Genomic DNA, 15,885 nt, shown 5'->3' with positions numbered 1-15,885 from the left:
CCGGCCCGGCTTTCAGGAGGTCGCGGCCCGCGCCGCGGCCTCTTGCGGCTCGTCTTGCGGCTCGTCTTGCGGCTCGTCTTGCGGCTCGTCTTGCGGCTCGTCTTGCGGCTTGGCTTGCGGCTTGGCTTGCGGCTTGGCTTGCGGCTCGTCTTGCGGCTTGGCTTGCGGCTTGGCTTGCGGCTCGTCTTGCGGCTTGTCGAAGCCCAGGCTCGGCGGCACCGCGTTGACGTGCCAGTCGCCGACCAGGCGCTCCTTGTAGATGCGCGGGTTGTGCGAGGTGATCGTGCGGGCGTTGCGCCAGTGCCGGTCGAGCTGGGTGCCCGCATCCAGGGCGGAGGAGCTGAGCGCGTCGTACAGCAGGGTCGTGGCCTGCAGAACCAGCTCGGTGACGGCGACCTGAGCCTCGTACACCATGATCGTCGCCGGATGGACCGACGCGGCGTCGGTGATGCCGTCGAGAGCCCGCGCCGCCCCCAGGACCGCCGCCTCGGCGGCGTAGGCGAGACCGGCGACCCGGCCGACCACCGCGAGCACCTGGGCGTCCTCGCGGGCGACGTCGCCGACCCCGTGGCGGTAGGCGCGGCTGCGGTTGCGCACGGCGTCAACCAGATCGCGATGCGCGGCGCGCCCGATGCCGGCCAGGGTGGCGAGGTGCACGAGCTGGTAGACGGCCTCCTGATAGGGCGCCCGATCGGCGAACGGGAAGACGTCGTCGGCGGCTACGCCGGTGAACCGGGCGGTGCCACTGCCGGTGGTGCGCTGCCCGACCCCACCCCAGTCGTCGACGACCTCGACCCCGTCCGCCTTCGCGTCGACGACGGCGAGAACGAACTCGTCCCCGCGCTTGGCCAGCACGGTGATCCAGTCGGCGAAGATGCTGCCGGTGCTGTAGTACTTGACCCCGGTGACCAGCCCGTCCTCGCCGAGCACGGTGGTGAGCGCCCCGAAGTCACCGGCGCGTTCCGACCAGGCCCCACCGACCACCGCACCGTCCGCGATGACCTTGCGCCAGCGGGCGTTCTGCTCGACCGGCTCGGGTTGCCGCCGGTCCTCGACGAACGCGATGTGGTTGCGCCAGATCTGCGGAAGGTTGGAGTCGGCGGCGGCAAGCTGAACGAGCAACTCGAAGAACTCGCCGAGGCTGACCCCGTCGAACCGCAGCGCCCCGAACCCGGCCTCAGCCAACCACCGCACCTCGTCGTAGGGAAGCGAACGGTCGCGCTCATGCGCACCGGCATTGGCACGGATGCGGTCAAAGATCGGCGCGAAGCGCTCGGTCAGTTCAGTGGCCATACCTCCAATATCCTATCGGCGCGATAGGAAAACAAGGCCGGGTCCAAGTTTGTAACTGTTCACACGGTTCCGGCCGGACGTCTCGCAGGGCTACCGATTTCGCGGAAGTTGGGGCCTCGCAACGGCGGCCAGAGGCCGAGATCCAGGAAATCGGTGTCTCGCCGCACGACCGAGGCCCCGACATCAAGGAAATCGAAGTCCGACCCGCGCCGCGCAGACCCCGCTATCAAGGAAATCGGGCCGGCGGTTGCGCGCTTCGGCTTTCCTCAAGGGAGGCCCAACGAACGACGATCGGATGCGGACACACATGGATGACGACCTTGCCCGGCTGGCTGCCGACATCCGCGAGCGGGAGCTGCTCGGGTCGCGCAAGAGCGGGATCACGGCCGCGATCGCGGGGCTCGGCCAGCAGCTGGAGAGGCTGCGCCGCCAGCATGCGATCGAGCAGGCGGACGTCGATCGCCTGGAGCAGATGTCGCTGACCCGGCTCCTGGCGACGCTGCGGGGCAACCGCGAGGAGGCGATCGACCGGGAGCGGGCCGAGGCGGAAGCCGCCCGCTACCGGGTCGCCCAGGCGAAGGACCGGCTCGAAGTGCTCGGCGCCCAGCTGGCCGCGGTCGAGAGGCGGCTGGTGGAGACCTCGACCGCGCCCGCGACCTACGCGATGCTGCTCGCCGAGAAGGAGCGGCAGCTGCTGGCCGATGGTTCGGGGCCGGGGCGGCGGCTGGCCGAGCTCGCCGAGCGGCGCGGGCGGCTCACCGCCGAGCTCAAGGAGCTGACCGAGGCGGAGACCGCGGCCCGGGCCGCCGCGCAGGCGGTGGCCGAGGCGGCCGGGCACCTGCAGTCGGCCGACGACTGGTCCACCGCCGACACGTTCCTCGGCGGCGGCGCGTTCAGCAGCATCGCCAAGCACAACCGCCTGGACGACGCGGCGACCCGGGCGGCCGAGGCCGACCGCCGCCTCGTCGTGCTCCAGGCCGAGCTGCGCGACGTCGACCCGGCCCTGCCGTCCCTGGCCGGCCCGCTGGAGCTGGGCGGCTTCACCCGCTTCGCCGACATCTGGCTGGACAACATCTTCACCGACCTGTCCGTCCGGGGCCAGATCAAGGACGGCATCGGCCGCCTCGACCAGGCAGCAAACCGGGTCGCCCGCATCCGCGCCGCCCTGGCCACCCGAATCAACGAGACCCGAGCCGAACTGACCCTCCTCGATCAGGAGCGCACCGCCCTGCTCCAGCCTTAGGATGACGGCCATCGCCACCGTCTCGATCGCGTCCAGCGGCGTCAAGGGGTGACTCATGCTGCGACGCCCCGACATGTGGTTCTGGGACAGTTGGCCGGTCGTCGACGGCGGCGACCGGCACCTGTTCTTCCTCCAAGCCCCGCGCTCACTCGGGGACCCGGACACCCGCCATGTCAACGCGGCCATCGGGCACGCCGTCAGCGCCGACTGGACGAACTGGACCATCCTGCCCGACGCCCTCACCGCGGCACCGTCGCCGGCCTGGGACGACCTGGCCATCTGGACCGGCTCGATCGTGCGGGACGACGCCGGCCGCTGGCGCCTGTTCTACTCCGCCATCTCCCGCAAGGAGAACGGCCGGGTCCAGCGCATCGGCCACGCCGCATCCGACGATCTGATCAGCTGGCGACGGACCAGCAGCACCGCCGGGTTCAGCCGGCGGCTGACCGCACCATCTCGCCGGCCGAAGCCGGGTGCGGGTTGATCGTGTGTTCCACCGCCATCGCGTGCCACAGGCAGAACATCGCCACCGTCCACACCTTGCGGGAGTTGTCGGCCAGGCCGGCGCGGTGGTCGGCCAGCAGGCGCTGGGCGTAGGTCAGGTCCAGTAAGTAGCCCGCCTGGGAATCGGCCAGCAGGCCGCCGACCCAGTCGCCGATCGTGCCCTTCAGCCAGATCCGGGTGGGAGTCGGGAAGCCCAGTTTGCGGCGGGAGCGCACCGACTCGGGGACTATGCCGCGCATCGCCTCGCGCAGCGCGTGCTTCGTGGTCTGGCTGTGTGGGGGAAGTTTCAGGGCCGTCGGCAGGCCGGCCGCGGCGGCGTATACCGCCTTGTCCAGGAACGGGACCCGCAGCTCCAGCGAGTGGGCCATCGACATGCGGTCGGCCTTGTGCAGGATGTCGCCCGGTAGCCAGGTGTGCAGATCCACGTACTGCATCGAGGCCACGTCGTCCACGTCCGCTGTCTCGGCGTACAAAAGCTGGGTTATCGATGTGTGGGGTTCGGCGGTGAAACGCATCAGCTGGGCCTTCTCCTCGGGGGAGAAGATGCGGGCGTTGCCGTAGTAGCGCTCCTCGATGGGGGTGGTGCCGCGCTCCAGGAAGCTGCGGCCGCGCATTCCCTCCGGCATCACGTGCGACAGGGTGCGCAGGCCGCGCTTCATGCCGTCCGGCAGGCGGTTTATCCCGGCCAGGGACGCCGGTTCCCGGTAGATCGTGTAGCCGCCGAACAGCTCGTCCGAGCCCTCGCCGGACAGCGCGACCGTCACGTACCTCGATGCGGTTCGGGCCAGGAAATACAGCGGGATCAGCGACGGGTCGCCGCTCGGGTCGTCGAGCAGGTGGATGATGCGGGGGAGCTCCCGGATCACGTCGTCCTCGGTGACCACGGTGGGCGTGATGCGTACGCCAAGCTGGTTTGCCGTGTCGGTTGCGATGTCGATCTCGGAGTAGCCCTCGTGGGCGAAGCCGGCCGTGAAGACGTGCAGATCCGGGTGGACCTCGCGGGCCAGCGCCACGACCGCGGACGAGTCGACGCCGCTGGACAGGAACGCGCCGACCGGCACGTCCGCCTGCAGGTGGGCGCGGACGCTGTCGCGCAGCGCGTCCTGGATGGCCTGGACCGCCACCTCGGGGTGGACGTGCAGCGGGCGCAGCGACGGCCGGAAGTAGCGCTCCTGGCGCAGGCCGCCACCCGGCGTCCAGGTCAGGCGGTGTCCCGGGGGCAGCCGGCGCACCTGACGGTCCAGGGTCATCGGCTCGGGGACGTACTGGAACGTCAGGTAGTGGGCGAGTGCGTCGGTGTCCAGGGAGCCGGCACCGTTGAGGGCCTTCCGCTCGCTGGCCAGGAAGATCCCGTCGGTCGTCTCCAGGAGATAGAGAGGCTTGATGCCGAACGGGTCGCGGGCCGCGTGCAGGGTGCCGGTCGCGTGGTCGTAGGCGGCGAAGGCGAACATCCCGCGCAGCCGGGGCAGGGCGGCCGCGCCCCAGTGGTGGAACGCCGCCGCCAGGACCTCGGTGTCGCCGCTGGTGGTGAACGTCGCGCCGGCCCGCATCAGGTCGTTGCGCAGCTGCCGGTAGTTGTAGATCTCGCCGTTGAACACCACGGTCCAGCGGCCCTGCTGCGGACCCGACGCCGGGTAGTGCAGCGGCTGCGCACTTTCCGAACGGTCGACGATCGCGAGGCGCTTGAAGCCGAACGCCATCCCGTCGGCGTATTCGACCCTGGTGTCGTCCGGCCCGCGGTGGTGCATGGCCTCCAGGGCGCGGGCGAACGTCGCGATCGTGTCCTGGTCGGGGTGCCCGGCCTGGGCCCGGCTGCTCACGAAGACTGTGAAACCACACATGGCGGGGCACGCTAGGCGGCCACCTGTGAGGAACTTGTGCGGAAGAAGTCAAGATCGATGCGCGTACCGGAACCGGATCTGATCTTCATAGGTTCCGCACATTTCTTGGCCGCGGTGGCACGGGCCGGTCACAATCGGCCGGTGACCGCACGTATTCTCGTGGCCGACGACGACCCGAAGCACGCGCAGCTCATCCGGCTCTATCTGGAGCGGGAAGGCCACCAGGTGCTCACGGTCGGTGACGGCCGGGCGGCTCTCGACCAGGCCCGGGCGCGCCGTCCCGATCTGATCGTCCTCGATGTGATGATGCCGCTGGTCGACGGGCTCGACGTCTGCCGGATCCTGCGCGCCGAGTCGAACGTCGCGATCCTGCTGGTCACCGCGCGCTCGTCGGAGAACGACATGCTGCTCGGCCTGGACATCGGCGCCGACGACTACCTGGCCAAGCCGGTCAGCCCGCGTGAGCTGACCGCCCGGGTGCGGGCCCTGCTGCGCCGCGCCGGCGCGGGCGATGCGGCCACCTCGGTGCTGCGGGTCGGCCCGATCGAGGTGGACGCCGGGCGGTTCGAGGTGCGGGTGGAGGGTCAGCCGGTCAGCCTCACCGCCAAGGAGTTCGGCATCCTCGAACTGCTCGCCCGGGAGCCGGGCCGGGTCTTCACCCGCGGCGAGATCATCGACAAGACGTTCGGCTTCGAGCAGGAGGTCTCCGGCCGCACCGTCGACGCGCACGTCGTCAACCTCCGCCGCAAGATCGAGAAGAACCCGGCCGAACCACGCTACGTGCAGACCGTCTACGGCCGCGGGTACCGTCTGGCCGACCGGTGAGCTTCCGGCTGCGCCTGTTCGTGCTGGTCATGCTGGTCGCGGTGACCGCGATCGGGGCCACCGCCTGGCTCACCCTGAGCCTCACCCAGCGTGAGGTCACCCGCTCCCGCGAGGCGCAGGTGCGGCATCAGACCGAAATCATCGACACCATTCAGTCGTACGGGCTCCGGCACGGTCACTGGCCGGGCGTCGACGTGGTCGTCGCCGCGCTGGCCGAGCGCACCGAGCTGCACATCCAGCTGCGCACCGACGACGGCCAGGTGCTGGCCGACTCGGACACCCTCCAGAACCGCCCGTCCGGCGGGGTCCGCGGCTCCTCGCTGGCCATCGACCCCCGGCCCCTGTTGGATACCAAGATCATCAACACTGCCGGTGACCCCAAGGTGTACGGCTACCTCGCCAAGGCCCGGCTCACCGACATCTACGGGCCGGCCCCGACCGACGTGCTCAACGGCAGCGCCCCGGCCCTCGCTGCCCGGCAGGTCGCGCAGTACCGGGCCGCCCTGGTGATGGTGCGCTGCCACGGCCAGAAGACGAAGACCGACCCGGCGCTGCTCACCGATGACGCCCCCTACCTGACCGCGGCCCAGATGAGGGCCGACCCGGCGTGCCTGCGCCAGGCCACTGCCAAGGTCCTTGCCGACACGTCCTGGCAGGTCGACGTCAACGCCGCGTTCTACGCCTGCATCGCCAAGCGGGCCGAGTTCCAGGGCGACTTCTGCCTGCAGACCGGCTTCACCAACGCGGTCGCCACCACCTCGGCGGAGCCGCTGCAGCTCTACCTGGGCGGCCGCGACGAGACCGACCTGAGCGAGCTGGGCCGCCCCGCCCTCTACGGTGCGGCCGGCCTGCTCGTCCTGGCCACCCTCGGCACCGCGCTGATCGCCCGGCAGGTCAGCCGCCCGGTCCGGCGCCTGACCGCGGCGTCCCGGGAACTCGCCGGCGGTCACCTCGACACCCGGGTGCCGACCCGCGGCGGCGGCGAACTGGCCCGGCTGTCCCAGTCGTTCAACGCGATGGCCGAGGCGGTGCAACGCAGCGAGGAGCGCCAGCGCCGGCTGATCGCCGATGTCGCGCACGAGATGCGTACGCCGTTGTCGAACCTCCGCGGCTACCTCGAAGGCCTGTCCGACGGCATCGTCGAACCGAGCCGGGAGCTGTTCGCATCGCTGCACGAGGAAACCCTGCTGCAGCGCCGGATCCTCGACGACCTGCAGGTCCTGGCCCTGGCCGAGGCGGGCGACCTGGGCTACACAAAGGCCCCGCTCGACCTGGCCGACCTGGCCTCGACCAGCGCCACCGCCCATCGCGCGGTGGCCGCCGAGGCGGGCGTGACGCTGACCGCCGACGCGCCCGCACCGGTGTGGGTGGACGGCGACGGCGACCGTCTCCGCCAGGTGATCGGCAACCTGCTGTCCAACGCGATCCGCTACACCGACCGCGGCGGGCAGATCCTGGTCCGGGTGTTCGTGGCGGGCGGGGTGGCGATCCTGGCCGTGCAGGACACCGGCGTCGGCATCGACGCCGGCGACCTGGCCCGGGTCTTCGACCGCTTCTGGCGCGCCGACCCGGCCCGGCAGCGGGCCACCGGCGGCACCGGCCTCGGCCTGACCATCGCGCACCGCATCGTCACCGACCACGGCGGCAGCGTCGAGGTGGTGAGCCGCCCGCACGTCGGAACGACTTTCACCGTGCGGCTCCCGCTGCTCCCGCCCAGCTCCGGAGCCATGTTCTGAACTCAGATTCAAAGTAAAATGCAAATTACCAGGTCATGGGCGTGTTTCGAAGTCTTGTGTTAGCTGAGTTGCGCTGCAACACTCAGCCGCCAGGCCGGAACTCCCACCTGGAGGAGACCCACGTGTCACGCATTCCTTCGATCCGTCGTGCCCTGACCGGGGCCGCGGCCACCGTGCTCCTCATGACGGCGGCCGCATGCGGCGGCGGCGAAACCAACGCCGAGCAGGCCGCTCCGGACGCCCTCAACCCGAGCGCCGACCTCACCAAGCAGTCACTGACCGTCTCGAACTGGGACGCCTACATGCCGGCCGACCTGCCGGCCACCTTCGAGAAGAAGGTCGGCACCAAGGTCACCGTGACCAAGCACGCCACCAACGAAGAGATCATGGCCAAGCTGACGGCGGGCGGGGACAGCGGCATCGACGTCGCGTTCGTCTCCGGCCCGTTCGCGCAGGCCCTCGCCGCGCAGGGGCTGGCCGAACCGATCCACGCCGACCTGATCCCGAACCTCAAAAACCTCTACCCCGAGGCCACCAACCTTGCGTACGACCCGGGCAACAAGTACTCGGTGCCGTACACCTGGGGGACCACCGGGCTCTGCTACCGCAGTGACCTGACCGGATACGAGCCGGACAGCTGGAACGACCTGCTCAACCCGAAGCCGGCGCTGGCCAAGAAGACCACGATGCTGGGCACCGACCGGTGGCTGATGCTGCCGGCCCAGAAGTCGCTGGGCTACTCGGCCAACACCACCGACGCCGCCGAGATGGCGAAGGTGAAGGAGCAGCTGGTCACGACGAAGAAGTCGCTGCTGGCGTACGACGACACCACGTTCTACTCCCGGCTCGTGTCGGGGGAGGCGGCGCTGGTCGAGGCGTGGGACGGCTGGTGCAACTACGGCATCACCGACAACGCGAAGATCAAGTTCACGGTGCCGAAGGAGGGCAGCGACCTCTGGGTGGACACCATGGTGATCCTCAAGACCTCCAAGAACAAGGAGGCCGCGCACGCCTTCATCAACTACATCCTGGACCCGGCGATCCACTCCTGGGCGGTGCAGAACATCCTCTACAAGGTGCCGAACAAGGCCGCCATGGAGGCGATCGACCCCGCCCTGATCAAGAAGTACCCGAACCTCGGCACCACCCCGGCCGAGCTGCTCAAGGGCGAGACGCTCGTCGACCTGGGCGAGGGCGCGACCACCTACAGCCGGATCGTCACCGAAGTGACGGCCAGCTGACGATGAAGGCGAAGCTGGAGCGAATCACCCTGCTGGGCCCGGGGCTCGGCTACCTGACCGCGCTGATGGTGGTGCCGCTGGCGCTGGTGCTGAGCTACACGATCTTCCAGCGGGGTCGCTTCGGCGGCCTGGTCTACGAGCCGACCACGGAGAACTTCCGCCGGGCCGTCGACCCGCTCTACCTGGACGTGCTGGTCACCTCGGTGTGGATCGCCGGGGTGACCACCCTGCTGGCGCTGCTGATCGGCTACCCGACGGCGTACGTCATCGCGCACCTGCCGAAACGGGCCAAGACGATCGCCCTGGTCGCCCTGGTCCTGCCGTTCTGGACCAACTTCCTGATCCGGACGTACGCCTGGATCGTCCTGCTCAGCCCGGCCGGTCTGGTCAACGATGCCCTGACCGGCTGGGGCCTGGTCGACGAACCCCTGCAACTGCTCTACACCAAGCCGGCGATCATCGCCGGGCTGCTCTACAGCTACCTGCCGCTGATGGTGCTGCCGCTCTACGCCTCCCTGGAGAAGCAGGACGGCCACCTGCTGGAGGCGGCCGCGAACCTGGGCGCCCGCCCGGCCCGCGCGTTCTGGACCGTCACCCTGCCGCTGACCTTGCCGGCGATGCTGACCGGCTGCGTCTTCGTCTTCGTGCCCAGCCTCGGCAACTTCGTGGTGCCCGAGCTGCTCGGCGGCGGCCGCACCGCGATGGTCGGCAACCTCGTCCGCGACCAGTTCCTCAAGGCCCGGGACTGGCCGTTCGGCGCCACCCTGGCCCTGGCCGTGGTGGCGATGCTGGTGGTCCTGCTGCTGATCCAGGCCTGGAGCGGTCGCCGGCTGCAGGGAAGTGACCATGCTTAAGAAGATCCCGTTCTGGTTCGCGTACGTCTTCCTGTACGTCCCGATCCTGGTCGTCGTGGTGATGTCGGTCAACGCCGGCGACTCGCCGTACTCGTGGAGCGGCTTCGGCCTCGGCTGGTACGCCGAGCTGGCCCACGACCAGGAGATCCGCACCGGCCTGGTGAACACCCTGATCGTGGCGGCCGGCTCGACCGCGATCGCCACCGTGCTCGGCACCATGCTCGCGGTCGGCCTGGCCCGGCACACCCGGTCCAAGGTGCTCGACGCGATCGCCACCCTGCCGGTGATCCTGCCGGACATCGTGATGGCGATCGGGCTGCTCGCGTTCTACTCGCTGATCCAGCTCACCCTCGGGCTGTACTCGGTGCTCCTCGCGCACGCCGTGTTCGGCACCGCCGCGGTCGCCGCCGTGGTCCGCACCCGCCTGACCTCCGCCGACCCGGCGCTCGAGGAAGCCTCCCGGGACCTCGGCGCGAACGGGCTCACCACGTTCCTGCGGATCACCCTGCCCACCCTGGCGCCCGGCATCGTGGCCGGCGCGCTGCTGGCCTTCACCCTCTCCGTCGACGAGTTCGTGATTGCCTTCTTCACCGCCGGTCCGCAGTCGCCGACCCTGCCGATCGTCATCTACTCGATGGTTCGCTTCGGGGTCACCCCGGAGATCAACGCCCTCGCCACGGTCCTGCTCGCGGTCACCTTCACCGCGATCCTGGCCGTGCAGCGACTGACCAGGTTGACGGAGCGCCGATGACCTCCCTGCTGACGATCACCGACGTACGCCGCAGTTTCGGCGACGTGACCGCCCTCGACGGGGTCTCGCTCGACATCCGGGAGGGCGAGTTCTTCGCGCTGCTCGGCCCGAGCGGCTGCGGCAAGACCACGCTGCTGCGGATCCTGGCCGGCTTCGAATCCCCGGACGCCGGCACCGTCACCCTCGGCGCCGACGACCTGACCGCGATCCCGGCCCACCGGCGGCCGGTCAACCTGATGTTCCAGTCGTACGCCCTCTTCCCGCACCTGAGCGTCGAGAAGAACGTCGCCTACGGCCTGGAGCGGGAGAAGCTCGGCCGGGCCGAGATCCGCGAGCGGGTCGGCGAGGTGCTCGACCGGGTCGGCCTGGCCGGCGCCGCGAAACGCCGCCCGCATCAGCTCTCCGGCGGCCAGCGGCAGCGGGTCGCGCTGGCCCGGGCGATCGTGAAACGCCCCCGGCTGCTGCTGCTCGACGAGCCGCTGTCCGCACTGGACCGCAAGGTCCGGGCGGAGATGCAGCTCTGGCTCAAGCAGCTGCAGCACGAGGTCGGCATCACGTTCGTGGTGGTCACCCACGACCAGGAGGAGGCGATGTCGATGGCCGACCGGATCGCGGTGCTCAACCACGGCCGGGTCGAGCAGGTGGACACGCCGGTCGCCCTCTACGGCGCGCCGCGCACGCACTTCGTCGCCGACTTCATCGGAGGCAACAACTTCTTTGCGGGTACGGCCGTGCCGGGTGGCCTGCTCGACGGCACCGTGTTGCCCGGCTTGCCCAGCGTCCCCGACACCATCGCCGAGGGGGACGCCGCGGTGCTCGCGGTGCGGCCGGAGCAGATCCGGATCGGGACCGGCCTCGACGACGCCGTGCTGCGCGGCACCGTGCTCGACGTCAGCTTCTACGGCGGCACGTCACGGTTCGCGGTCCGGGTCGCCGATCGGGCCACGCCGATCCAGGTGCAGCGGCAGGGCGCACCCGGCTTCGTACCCGATCAGGAGGTTGATCTCAGCTGGAGCGAGGCCGAGGCCGTCCTGATCCAGCCGGCCGCTTCGGGGTGACCGTCAGTTGGTTGCCGGTCATCCCGCGTGCGTAGCTCAGGATCAGCTCCTCGGCCTCGGCGACGCCGATGGTCGGGTGCCGGGCCACGATCCGGTAGCCGTAGGCGTCTTCGAGCGCCACCAGGTTGCGGCCGATCGTGACCGGGTGGTCGGCCAGGGTGAACACGCCCTGCAGGACGCCGGACTCGAGAATCGTCTGGTACATCGACACCTGACGGTCGAACAGCGTGGTGAGCAGGGCGGCGTAGACCCGGTTGCGGCCGGCCGCGCCACCCAGCTCGCAGAGCAGCCGCACGTCGAGGTCGTCCGAACCGGACGGCAGCCCCGAGCGGACGGTCACCACCAGCTTCTCGACCGGGTCGTCGACCTCGGCGATCCGCTTGACCCGGTGCTCGTAGAACCGCTCCATCCCGGCGTGGTGCGCGTCGAGCAGCAGGTCCTGCATGTCGGCGTAGTGGTAGAGCACCGCGCCGGAGGTCAAGCCGGCCTCGGCCGCGATCTGCTTGAGGTGTACGCCGTCGGTGCCATGCAGCACCATCGCGCGCCGGGCCGCCTCGATCAGGTCCTGCTGGCGGTCGGCGCGGCGCTTACGAGGAGTCGTCATCGTCCTGCCCTATTTGCATACCGATTCAGGTCCGAACCAGGTGGAGCCCATGTCCGAACGCAAGCCGACCCTACCCGCCGGGCCCTTCCGCTCCTCAGCGCTCGACGATGCCCGGCCGGCCGTCTTCTGGACCGACCGGGCCGACGCCCCCGAACCCCGCCCGCCGGTCCCGGCCGGCACCACCGCCGACCTGGTCATCGCGGGCGGCGGCTTCACCGGGCTGTGGGCGGCCATCCAGGCCAAGCAGGACGACCCGGACGCCGACGTGCTGCTCCTCGAAGCGCGGCATGCCGGCTACGGCGCGTCCGGGCGGAACGGCGGCTTCCTCAGCGAGTCGCTCACCCACGGCCTCGGGCACGGCCGGGCCCGCTGGCCCGGGGACTTCCCGCGGCTGGTCGAGCTCGGCCGCCGCAACCTCGCCGAGATCGCCGCCACGGTCGCCGGCCACGGCATCGACGCCGACCTGCGGCTCGTCGGCAAGACCACGTTCGCGCTGGCCCCGCACCACCTCGGCGAGCTGGCCGGGCTCGCCGGCGCGCACCGGGAGATCGGCGACCGGGTCACCCTGCTCGACGCCGAACAGGCCCGCGCGGGCGTGCACTCGCCCACCTACCTGGGCGGGCTGCGCATCCACGAGTCCGGCGGGCTGGTCGACCCGGCCGCGCTGGTCCACGGGCTGGCCCGGCTCGCCGACGCGCTCGGCGTGCGGCGCCACGACCGGTCCCCGGTGACCGGTCTGCGTCGCTCCGGGGCCGGCCTTCAGCTCCGCACGCCCGGCGGTGCGGTCCGCGCCGGACAGGTCCTGGTCGCCACCAACGCGTTTCCGTCGCCGCTGCGCCGGATCCGGCCGTGGGTGCTGCCGGTCTACGACCACGTGCTGGTCACCGAGCCGCTGTCGGCGGCGCAGTGGGCGTCGATCGGCTGGGACGAGCGGCAGGGGCTCACCGACAACGGCAACCAGTTCCACTACTACCGGCCGACCGCGGACGGGCGGATCCTCTGGGGCGGGTACGACGCGATCTACCACTTCGGTGGCCGGGTGCGGCCCGCCTACGAGCAGCGGGCCGCCACCCACGAGCTGCTGGCCCGGCAGTTCTTCGCGACGTTCCCGCAGCTCGACGGGCTGCGCTTCACCCACCGGTGGGGTGGGGTGATCGACTCGACGAGCCGGTTCACGCCGATCTTCGGCACCGCGCACGGCGGCCGGGTGGCGTACGCGGTCGGCTACACCGGGCTGGGCGTGGCGTCCTCCCGGTTCGGCGCGCGGGTGGCACTCGACCTGCTGCGCGGCGAGCCGTCCGAGTTGACCGAGCTGGCCATGGTGCGCCGGCGTGGGGTGCCGTTCCCGCCGGAGCCGCTGCGCTGGCCGGTGGTGGCGTTCACCCGGCAGCAGATGATCCGGGCCGACGCCAACGGCCGGCGCGGGGCCTGGCTACGGCTCCTCGATCACTTCGGCGTCGGTTTCGACAGCTAACGGTCCGCCGGTCGATCCGCGCCGTCACACGCGTCCTCGGTCAGCTCACCCAGCACATCCAGCAGGTCCGGGCCCTCGTGGCCGACGTCGACCGAGCCGCCGACCAGGCCCATCTGGGTCGCGCACTCCCGGCCGAACCCCTTGACCATCCGGTCGGCACGGGTCGGATGACCGCACCGCGGGCACCGTCGCATCTCCGCCACCCTCGCAGCGTAAACCGGTAACGACAGAACCTCCCTGATGCGGCCCCGGGCTCGTAGCGTTGGGGCATGGACAACCGGGCGGAGATCCGCGATTTCCTGACCAGCCGGCGCGGGAAGATCACGCCGTCGCAGGCCGGCCTGCCGGACTTCGGGTCGCGGCGGCGGGTCAGCGGGCTACGGCGCGAAGAGGTGGCGATGCTGGCCGGGGTCAGCGTCGACTACTACACGCGGCTCGAACGCGGGAACCTCTCCGGGGTCTCCGACAGCGTCCTCGAAGCGCTCGCCCGCGCTCTGCAGCTCGACGACGCCGAGCGGATCCACCTGCTCGATCTCGCCCGGACCGCCAACGCGACGATCTCCACCGTGCGCGGCCGGCGCCGCACGTCGGCCAGCCTCCGGCCCGGCGTGCAACAGGTGCTGGACTCGATGACGATGTCGCCGGCCTACGTGCGGAACGGGCGGCTCGACATCCTCGGGGTGAACGCGCTCGGGCGGGCGGTTTTCTCGCCGCTGTTCGCCGGACCGCCTAATTTGGCCCGGTTCATCTTCCTGGATGCCGCGGCCCAGGAGTTCTACCTCGACTGGGAAGAGTTGGCGGGCGACGTGGTCGCGCTGCTGCGGGCCGAGGCCGGGCGGGATCCGTACGATAAGAAGCTCAGTGACCTGGTGGGCGAGCTGAGCACCCGCAGTGAGGTTTTCCGCAGCTGGTGGGCGGTGCACAACGTGCGCCTGCACGCGACCGGGGTGAAACGCCTGCACCATCCGGAGGTCGGTGATCTCACCCTCGGGTACGAATCGATGGAGCTGACCGCCGACACCGGGTTGCGGCTCAACGCCTACCACGCGTCGCCGGGCAGCCCCGAGTTCGACGCCCTGCGGCTGCTGGCCAGCTGGACCGCGCCGGAGCACGCCCGATGACCGCCTGGACCTCCGCCGAGCTCGCCGCCATCAGCGGGGCCGACGAACTGCGGATCGCTTCCCGGCGGGCCGACGGCACACTGCGGCCCTACGTGATCATCTGGGTGGTCCGGGCCGGCAACGACCTTTACGTACGCAGTGCCCACGGCTCGCAGAATCCCTGGTTCCGCCGGGCCGTCGCCGCCGGCGCGGGGCGCATCCGGGCGGCCGGGCTCGAACGCGACGTCAGCTTCACCCTCGCCGCCGAGTCGACCGGCCCGGCCATCGATCGGGAATATCACACCAAATACGACCGGTACGGGCCGGCGATCGTCGGCGCCGTCGTCGGGGCGAAGGCCGCGCCGGTCACTATTCGCCTGGCGCTCGCATGAGTACCTGGCTGATCACCGGGTGCTCCTCCGGGCTCGGGCGCGCGCTGGCCCTGGCAGTCCTCGAAGGTGGCGACAACGCGGTGGTCACGGCCCGCGACATCGCCAACGTTGCGGACCTCGCCGAGGCGTACCCGGCAAGCGCTTTGGCTCTTGCTCTTGATGTCACCGACGCCGGGCAGATCGCCGCCGCCGTCGCGGCGGCCGGGGAGCGCTTCGGGGCGGTCGATGTGCTGGTCAACAACGCCGGGTACGGCTATCGGGCGGCCGTCGAGGAAGGCGAGGACGACGCCGTGCAGCGGCTCTTCGCCACCAACTTCTTCGGGGCGGTCGCCATGATCAAGGCGGTGCTGCCGGGCATGCGAGCGCGCCGCAGCGGGGCGATCCTCAACATCTCGTCGATCGGCGCCCGGATCAACCCGGCCGGGTCCGGCTATTACTCGGCGTCGAAGGCGGCGCTCGAGGGCATGTCAGGCTCGCTGCGCAAGGAATTGCAGCCGCTGGGCATCACGGTGACGGCGGTGGAGCCGGGCGCTTTCCGCACCGACTTCGCGGGCCGGTCACTGACCCAGGCGGCGTCCCCGATAGCCGACTACGCGCCGACGGCGGGCGTGCGCCGCAAGGAGCACGACACCGCCCACGGCACCCAGCCCGGCTCTCCGGCTTTGGCGGCCCAGGCGTTGATCACGGTGGTGAGGAGCGGAAAGGCACCCGAGCTCCTGATGCTGGGAAGCGACGCGGTGGCCGCGATAACCGAAGTGCTGGCCGCCCAGCACGCCGACGTCGAGGAATGGCGCTCACTCTCCACCGGCACCGATTTCTGAGGACCTCGGCCCGTCCGCGCGCCCCCAGCGCGCCATGCGCTTCGCCTGCGCGGACCTGCATGCCTTCTGCGCTTCGCCTGCGCGGACCTGAGTGGACCTGCGCTTCGTGGGTGGACCTGCGCTTCGTGGGTGGACCTGCGCTTCCTGC

16 protein-coding genes are annotated in these 15,885 nt (G+C 70.7%); 12 read left to right on the top strand and 4 right to left on the bottom strand.

From position 1 onward, the window contains the following. Positions 1–12 precede the first annotated feature (12 nt). A complete protein-coding gene (locus tag Adu01nite_RS32015) occupies positions 13–1,293 on the bottom strand; it encodes an acyl-CoA dehydrogenase family protein (RefSeq protein WP_203732453.1) in 1,281 nt (426 codons plus the stop codon). Positions 1,294–1,600: 307 nt separating this feature from the next. Between Adu01nite_RS32015 and Adu01nite_RS32010 the strand changes: the two genes are divergently transcribed. Both Adu01nite_RS32010 and Adu01nite_RS32005 read left to right on the top strand, forming a co-directional pair. Beyond that, positions 1,601–2,536 carry a hypothetical protein gene (locus Adu01nite_RS32010; protein WP_203732450.1) on the top strand — a complete coding sequence of 312 codons (936 nt, stop codon included), beginning with the start codon at positions 1,601–1,603 and terminating at the stop codon, positions 2,534–2,536. Between the two features lie 55 nt (positions 2,537–2,591). After that, positions 2,592–3,020, top strand: coding sequence for a glycoside hydrolase family protein (locus Adu01nite_RS32005; RefSeq protein WP_203732448.1), 429 nt, complete (start codon positions 2,592–2,594; stop codon positions 3,018–3,020). On the opposite strand, the gene asnB is transcribed toward Adu01nite_RS32005, so the two are convergent. Then, positions 2,968–4,881: an asparagine synthase (glutamine-hydrolyzing) gene (gene asnB / locus Adu01nite_RS32000; protein ID WP_203732446.1), complete on the bottom strand. Its 1,914-nt coding sequence runs from the start codon at positions 4,879–4,881 to the stop codon at positions 2,968–2,970. The two genes, Adu01nite_RS32005 and asnB, sit on opposite strands and share 53 nt — an antisense overlap. 141 nt (positions 4,882–5,022) lie before the next feature. On the opposite strand from asnB, the gene Adu01nite_RS31995 reads away from it, so the two are divergent. From Adu01nite_RS31995 to Adu01nite_RS31970, 6 genes are all read left to right on the top strand, one after another. After that, positions 5,023–5,706: a response regulator transcription factor gene (locus tag Adu01nite_RS31995; protein ID WP_239132846.1), complete on the top strand. Its 684-nt coding sequence runs from the start codon at positions 5,023–5,025 to the stop codon at positions 5,704–5,706. Further along, positions 5,703–7,442, top strand: a complete 1,740-nt coding sequence (locus tag Adu01nite_RS31990; RefSeq protein WP_203732442.1) for a sensor histidine kinase — start codon at positions 5,703–5,705, stop codon at positions 7,440–7,442. Before Adu01nite_RS31995 ends, Adu01nite_RS31990 begins: the two co-directional genes overlap by 4 nt. A 122-nt stretch (positions 7,443–7,564) precedes the next feature. Then, complete coding sequence (locus tag Adu01nite_RS31985; protein ID WP_203732440.1) at positions 7,565–8,683, top strand: polyamine ABC transporter substrate-binding protein; 1,119 nt, start codon at positions 7,565–7,567, stop codon at positions 8,681–8,683. A gap of 2 nt (positions 8,684–8,685) precedes the next feature. After that, positions 8,686–9,537 carry an ABC transporter permease gene (locus Adu01nite_RS31980; protein ID WP_203732438.1) on the top strand — a complete coding sequence of 284 codons (852 nt, stop codon included), beginning with the start codon at positions 8,686–8,688 and terminating at the stop codon, positions 9,535–9,537. After that, positions 9,530–10,288, top strand: coding sequence for an ABC transporter permease (locus Adu01nite_RS31975; protein ID WP_203732436.1), 759 nt, complete (start codon positions 9,530–9,532; stop codon positions 10,286–10,288). Before Adu01nite_RS31980 ends, Adu01nite_RS31975 begins: the two co-directional genes overlap by 8 nt. After that, entirely contained in the window at positions 10,285–11,346 is a 1,062-nt protein-coding gene (locus Adu01nite_RS31970; protein ID WP_203732434.1) for an ABC transporter ATP-binding protein, read from the top strand. Before Adu01nite_RS31975 ends, Adu01nite_RS31970 begins: the two co-directional genes overlap by 4 nt. Here Adu01nite_RS31970 and Adu01nite_RS31965 read toward each other — a convergent pair. Beyond that, positions 11,294–11,950, bottom strand: a complete 657-nt coding sequence (locus Adu01nite_RS31965) for a TetR/AcrR family transcriptional regulator (RefSeq protein ID WP_203732431.1) — start codon at positions 11,948–11,950, stop codon at positions 11,294–11,296. The genes Adu01nite_RS31970 and Adu01nite_RS31965 overlap by 53 nt on opposite strands. Positions 11,951–11,999: 49 nt before the next feature. Between Adu01nite_RS31965 and Adu01nite_RS31960 the strand changes: the two genes are divergently transcribed. Then, entirely contained in the window at positions 12,000–13,424 is a 1,425-nt protein-coding gene (locus tag Adu01nite_RS31960; RefSeq protein WP_203732429.1) for an NAD(P)/FAD-dependent oxidoreductase, read from the top strand. Here the strand turns inward: Adu01nite_RS31960 and Adu01nite_RS31955 are convergent. Then, positions 13,421–13,618, bottom strand: coding sequence for a hypothetical protein (locus Adu01nite_RS31955; protein ID WP_203732712.1), 198 nt, complete (start codon positions 13,616–13,618; stop codon positions 13,421–13,423). The two genes, Adu01nite_RS31960 and Adu01nite_RS31955, sit on opposite strands and share 4 nt — an antisense overlap. A gap of 75 nt (positions 13,619–13,693) precedes the next feature. On the opposite strand from Adu01nite_RS31955, the gene Adu01nite_RS31950 reads away from it, so the two are divergent. The 3 genes from Adu01nite_RS31950 to Adu01nite_RS31940 are packed head-to-tail and all read left to right on the top strand — an operon-like array spanning position 13,694 to position 15,737. Then, positions 13,694–14,545: a helix-turn-helix transcriptional regulator gene (locus Adu01nite_RS31950; protein WP_203732427.1), complete on the top strand. Its 852-nt coding sequence runs from the start codon at positions 13,694–13,696 to the stop codon at positions 14,543–14,545. Continuing rightward, complete coding sequence (locus Adu01nite_RS31945) at positions 14,542–14,916, top strand: DUF2255 family protein (RefSeq protein WP_203732425.1); 375 nt, start codon at positions 14,542–14,544, stop codon at positions 14,914–14,916. The genes Adu01nite_RS31950 and Adu01nite_RS31945 overlap by 4 nt, the downstream gene beginning before the upstream one ends. Next, positions 14,913–15,737, top strand: coding sequence for an oxidoreductase (locus Adu01nite_RS31940; RefSeq protein WP_203732422.1), 825 nt, complete (start codon positions 14,913–14,915; stop codon positions 15,735–15,737). Before Adu01nite_RS31945 ends, Adu01nite_RS31940 begins: the two co-directional genes overlap by 4 nt. The last annotated feature ends 148 nt before the right edge of the window (positions 15,738–15,885 follow it).

The sequence above is a fragment of the Paractinoplanes durhamensis genome, from assembly GCF_016862175.1.
GTDB lineage: Bacteria > Actinomycetota > Actinomycetes > Mycobacteriales > Micromonosporaceae > Actinoplanes > Actinoplanes durhamensis.
Note: the sequence above shows the minus strand (reverse complement) of the source record. Positions and strands in the feature narration are given on the sequence as shown.

What these genes read in the sequence shown, in the direction of transcription:
- Adu01nite_RS32005 (WP_203732448.1), top strand. Translation starts at nt 2,592, where the DNA reads ATGCTGCGACGCCCCGACATGTGGTTCTGGGACAGTTGGCCGGTCGTC.
- Adu01nite_RS32015 (WP_203732453.1), bottom strand. Translation starts at nt 1,293, where the DNA reads ATGGCCACTGAACTGACCGAGCGCTTCGCGCCGATCTTTGACCGCATC.
- Adu01nite_RS31955 (WP_203732712.1), bottom strand. Translation starts at nt 13,618, where the DNA reads ATGCGACGGTGCCCGCGGTGCGGTCATCCGACCCGTGCCGACCGGATG.
- Adu01nite_RS31965 (WP_203732431.1), bottom strand. Translation starts at nt 11,950, where the DNA reads ATGACGACTCCTCGTAAGCGCCGCGCCGACCGCCAGCAGGACCTGATC.
- Adu01nite_RS31940 (WP_203732422.1), top strand. Translation starts at nt 14,913, where the DNA reads ATGAGTACCTGGCTGATCACCGGGTGCTCCTCCGGGCTCGGGCGCGCG.
- Adu01nite_RS31945 (WP_203732425.1), top strand. Translation starts at nt 14,542, where the DNA reads ATGACCGCCTGGACCTCCGCCGAGCTCGCCGCCATCAGCGGGGCCGAC.
- Adu01nite_RS31975 (WP_203732436.1), top strand. Translation starts at nt 9,530, where the DNA reads ATGCTTAAGAAGATCCCGTTCTGGTTCGCGTACGTCTTCCTGTACGTC.
- Adu01nite_RS31970 (WP_203732434.1), top strand. Translation starts at nt 10,285, where the DNA reads ATGACCTCCCTGCTGACGATCACCGACGTACGCCGCAGTTTCGGCGAC.
- Adu01nite_RS31980 (WP_203732438.1), top strand. Translation starts at nt 8,686, where the DNA reads ATGAAGGCGAAGCTGGAGCGAATCACCCTGCTGGGCCCGGGGCTCGGC.
- Adu01nite_RS31950 (WP_203732427.1), top strand. Translation starts at nt 13,694, where the DNA reads ATGGACAACCGGGCGGAGATCCGCGATTTCCTGACCAGCCGGCGCGGG.
- Adu01nite_RS32010 (WP_203732450.1), top strand. Translation starts at nt 1,601, where the DNA reads ATGGATGACGACCTTGCCCGGCTGGCTGCCGACATCCGCGAGCGGGAG.
- Adu01nite_RS31960 (WP_203732429.1), top strand. Translation starts at nt 12,000, where the DNA reads ATGTCCGAACGCAAGCCGACCCTACCCGCCGGGCCCTTCCGCTCCTCA.
- asnB (WP_203732446.1), bottom strand. Translation starts at nt 4,881, where the DNA reads ATGTGTGGTTTCACAGTCTTCGTGAGCAGCCGGGCCCAGGCCGGGCAC.